At 71.4% G+C, this 4,721-nt stretch carries 3 protein-coding genes; all 3 read left to right on the plus strand.

Going from position 1 to position 4,721, the window contains the following annotated elements; all coding sequences use genetic code 11:
* The coding region (locus tag Q8M88_RS15350) for a TolC family protein (RefSeq protein WP_305598025.1) at nt 1-1,085 on the plus strand (1,085 nt) is incomplete at its 5' end.
* The gene (locus tag Q8M88_RS15355; protein ID WP_305598026.1) at nt 1,082-2,029 is read left to right on the plus strand and encodes an efflux RND transporter periplasmic adaptor subunit; all 948 of its coding nucleotides are present in this window, start codon (nt 1,082-1,084) and stop codon (nt 2,027-2,029) included. The genes Q8M88_RS15350 and Q8M88_RS15355, both read left to right, overlap by 4 nt.
* 7 nt (nt 2,030-2,036) lie before the next feature.
* The coding region (locus tag Q8M88_RS15360; protein ID WP_305598027.1) for an efflux RND transporter permease subunit at nt 2,037-4,721 on the plus strand (2,685 nt) is incomplete at its 3' end.

Genomic DNA, 4,721 nt, shown 5'->3' on the forward strand with positions numbered 1-4,721 from the left:
CCGCCATCGCCCAGGCCGGCGTGGCGCCTAATCCGATGCTCGTCGTCGAGGCCGAGAACCTGGCGGGAAGCGGCCCCTACGGATTCCTCGACCGGACCGAGACGACGCTGAACTACCAGCAGACCTGGGAGCGCGGCGGCAAGCGCGAGGCGCGGGTGGCGTTGGCCGAGCGTGGGCGCGACGCCGTGCAGGCCCGCGCCCTGGTTCGCGGCCTCGACCTGCTGGCGCAGGTGCAGAAGGCCTATGTGGAGGCCGCGGCCGCCGGGGCCGAGGCGGCGCTGGCCCGGGAGCGGCTGGCGCTGGCCGAGCGCGTCCTGGCCGAGGTCGACCGCCGGGTCCGGTCGGCGCGCGACCCGCTGTTCGCCGGCGCCCGCGCGCAAGCCTCCGTCGAGGAGGCGCGGATCGAGCTGCGCAACGCCGAGGCGGAGCGTGAAAGCGCGCACCGCACCCTGGCCAGCTACTGGGACGGCGCCGCGGCGCTGGAGCTTGATCCCCGCGCGCTTGAAGTCCTGGCGTCGCCAGCCGGCCCCGTAGAAGGCGTCGCCGACCTGCGACTGCTGGCGGCGGAGCGCGATACGGCCACGGCGCGCGTGCGCGTCGAGCGCGCCCGCGCGGTCCAGGACCCGGCGTGGACTCTCGGCCTGCGCTATTTCCGCGAAGGTGGCGATGTCGCCGCCGTGGCCGGGTTCAGCCTGCCGATCGGGCGCAGCGAGGGCTATCGCGCGGGTCTCGACCAGGCGCAGGCCGAACGCCTCGCCGCGGAGCGCGAGATCGTCGCAGCCCGCCTGGAGCGCGCCCGCGAGGCCCAGCGGCTGTCCGCGCACATGGCGTCGTCGCGCGCCGAGGCCCAGGACGTCGAAGCCCGACTGATCCCGCAGGCGGAGCGCGCGGTGGCGCTTGTGCGCGATGGCTTCAATCGCGGCGGCTTCTCTTACATCGACGTCATCGAAGCCCAGCGTGCGCTGGCCCAGGCGCGGGAGCGCAGACTGGCTGCGCTCAAGGCCTACCACCTCGACGAGGCCGCGCTCGACCGGCTCAACGGCGCCCACGCCGACATCTGGACCGCCGTGGAGACCCGGCCATGAACCGCATCCCACACGCCGCCGCCCTGGCGATCTTGATCCTGCTGCTGGCCGCTTGCGGCGAGCGGGCGAAGCCGGCCGAGGAGCACGGCCATGATCATGAGCATGAGGAGACCGAGGCCGGCCATGGCGTGAAGCGCACGACGATCACCGCAGCCGCGGCCCGCACGGCCGGCGTGACGGTGGCCCAGGTCGGCCCCGCGACGATCGCCGAAACGCTGGACCTCTCCGGCCGGGTCGCGTTGCAGGCCGGCGGCCGCTCGCAGGTCAGGGCCTGGTTCCCCGGGCGCATCGTCGCCCTGTCCGCCAACGTTGGCGACCGGGTGCGTCGCGGCCAGGTGATCGCCCGCGTGGAGTCCAGCGACAGCCTGCAGACCTATTCGATTCCCGCGCCGATCGGCGGCGTGGTGATGGAGCGCGCGCTCAACGTCGGCGACGTCGCCGCGGACGACGCGATCTATGTCATCGCCGATCCGCAGAAGGTCCAGGCCGAGTTCCACATCTTCCCGCGCGACGCCGAACGGATCCGGCCGGGTCAGGCGGTGGAGGTGCGCAGCCTGGGCGGCGGCGCGGTTTCCCTGGCGAAGATCGAGGCCTTCCTGCCTGCGGCCGAGTTCGACACCCAGACGCTGGTCGCAAGAGCGACATTGGCCAACCCGCAGGGGGTCTGGCGGCCCGGCATGGCGGTGGAGGGCGCGGTGACCGTGGCGGCGTCCGAGGCGCCTCTAGCCGTGCGTTCCGCGGCCTTGCAGCGGATGGAGCAGGCGAGCGTGGTGTTCGTCCGCAACGGCGACGTCTACGAGGCCCGCCCGGTGCAGCTCGGCCGCCAGGCCGGCGGCTGGGCGCAGGTGCTGGGCGGCCTCAAGGCCGGCGAGACCTACGTCGTCGACGGCTCCTTCCTGATCCGCGCGGACATCGAGAAGTCCGCCGCCGGTCACGAGCACTGAGGGCGCCATGCTGGAACGCCTGATCCGTCTCTCCATCCGCTGGCGCTGGATCGTCATGGCGATCGCCCTGGGGTTCTGCGCGCTCGGCGTGTGGAGCTTCCAGCGACTGCCGATCGATGCGGTGCCCGACATCACCACCGTCCAGGTGCAGATCAACACCGAGGCGCAGGGCTTCTCGCCGCTGGAGGTCGAACAGCGGGTCACCTATCCGATCGAGACCGCGATCGCCGGCCTTCCGGGGCTGGCCTACACCCGCTCGCTGTCGCGATACGGCCTGTCGCAGGTGACCGTGGTGTTCGACGACGCCGTCGACATCTATTTCGCCCGCCAACTGGTGAACGAGCGGCTGCAGGCGGCCAAGGGCCAGGTCCCGAGCGGCCTGGAGCCGCAGCTCGGACCCATAGCCACGGGTCTCGGCGAGATTTTCACCTATGTCGTCGAGCCGAAGCCGGGCGCTCGCAAGCCCGACGGCTCGGCCTGGACGCCGGAGGACCTGCGCACCCTGCAGGACTGGGTGATCCGACCGCAGCTGCGCACCGTGCCCGGCGTCACCGAGGTGAACACCATCGGCGGCTACGAGCGGCAGTACCACGTGACGCCCTGGCCTGACCGGCTGTCCGCCTATGGCCTGACCATGGCCGACGTGATCGGCGCGCTGGAACGCAACAACGCCAACGTCGGTGCAGGCTATGTGGAGCGTGCGGGCGAGCAGTACCTGGTTCGCGTTCCCGGCCAGGCCAACGGCATGGACGACCTGCGCCGGGTGATCGTCGCCGAGCGCAGGGGCGTGGCGATCCGCGTCGCCGACGTGGCCGACGTGGGCCTCGGCCAGGAGTTGCGCACCGGCGCAGCCACGCAGAACGGCCGCGAGGTGGTGATGGGCACCGCCTTCATGCTGATCGGCGAGAACGCGCGCACCGTCTCCCAGGCCGTCGCCGCGCGCCTGGAGATTGCGAACAAGGCGCTGCCGGCCGGGATCGTCGCAACCACGGTCTACGACCGCACCGAACTGGTGAACCGTACCCTGCGCACGGTCGAGACCAACCTGTTGGAAGGCGCGCTGCTGGTGGTGGTGGTGCTGTTCCTGCTGCTGGGTCATGTGCGCGCGGCCCTGATCACCGCTGCGGTCATCCCACTCGCCATGCTGCTGACCATCACCGGCATGGTGCAGAATCGGGTCTCGGGGAACCTGATGAGCCTCGGGGCGCTCGATTTCGGCCTGATCGTCGACGGGGCGGTGATCATCGTCGAGAACTGCCTGCGTCGCTTCGGCCAGGCGCAGCACAGCCTGGGCCGCCTGTTGACCCGCGACGAGCGGTTCGAGCTCACCGCGCAGGCGGCGAGCGAGGTGATGAAACCCAGCCTGGTCGGGGTGGCGATCATCACGCTGGTCTATCTGCCGATCTTCACCCTCACCGGAGTCGAGGGGAAGATGTTCCACCCCATGGCGTTCACCGTGGTGACGGCGCTGACCGCGGCCCTGGTGCTGTCGCTGACCTTCGTGCCGGCGGCCGTGGCGCTGTTCGTCACCGGGCGCGTGGACGAGAAGGAGGGCCGAGCGATGACGGCGGCCCGAGGCTGGTATGCGCCGCTGCTGGACAAGGCCATGCACCATCGCCGCGCGCTCGTCGCGGGCGCGGCCGTGCTCACGGTGCTGGCCGGCCTGGGCGCCACGCGGATGGGCGCGGAGTTCATCCCCAGCCTCGATGAAGGCGACGTCGCGCTGCACGCCATGCGTATCCCGGGAACCAGCCTGACTCAGGCCGTGGCCATGCAGGCCGCTCTGGAGGCGCGCCTGAAACAGTTGCCCGAGGTCGATCGGGTGTTCGCCAAGCTGGGCACCGCCGAGGTCGCCACCGATCCCATGCCGCCCAGCGTCGCCGACGTTTTCGTCATGCTCAAAGACCGCAAGGCCTGGCCCGACCCGCGCAAGCCCAAGGGCGCCCTGGTCAAGGAGATGGAGGCCGCGGCCCAGGCGGTCCCCGGCAGCAACTACGAGTTCACTCAGCCGATCGAGATGCGGTTCAACGAACTCAGCTCGGGCGTGCGCGCCGACGTGGCGGTCAAGGTGTTCGGCGACGACCTGGACCGTCTGCTGGAAATCGGCGAGGCGGTGGAAGCGGCGATGGTCGAGGTGCGCGGCGCCGAAGACGTCAAGGTCGAACAGGTCAGCGGTCTGCCGGTGCTGCAGATCACGCCCGATCGGGACGCGCTGGCGCGGCTGGGGCTGAACGTCGCCGACGTGCAGGACGCGGTGCGTGCGGCGCTGGGCGGCGTCGAGGCCGGCCAGGTGTTCGAGGGCGACCGCCGCTTCGCCTTGGTGGTGCGCCTGCCGGAGGCGCTGCGCGGCGACGTGGACGCAATCCGCCGGTTGCGCGTGCCAATGCCGGCTGGCCGTGACGGCGAGCATCCCGGCGGCGCCTTCACCCCCCTGTCGGAGGTGGCGGCGATCGACCTGGTGGTCGGCCCAAACCAGATCAGCCGCGAGGACGGCAAGCGCCGCGTCGTGGTCAGCGCCAACGTCCGTGACCGTGACCTGGGATCGTTCATGACCGACCTGCAGGCGACGGTGGAGCGCGAGGTCGAGCTTCCTGCGGGCTATTGGGTCGGCTACGGGGGCCAGTTCGAACAACTCCGCTCCGCCGCCGCGCGGCTGGCGGTGGTGACGCCGCTGGCGCTGGCGATCATCCTG

The organism is Phenylobacterium sp. (assembly GCF_030693805.1).
GTDB lineage: Bacteria > Pseudomonadota > Alphaproteobacteria > Caulobacterales > Caulobacteraceae > Phenylobacterium.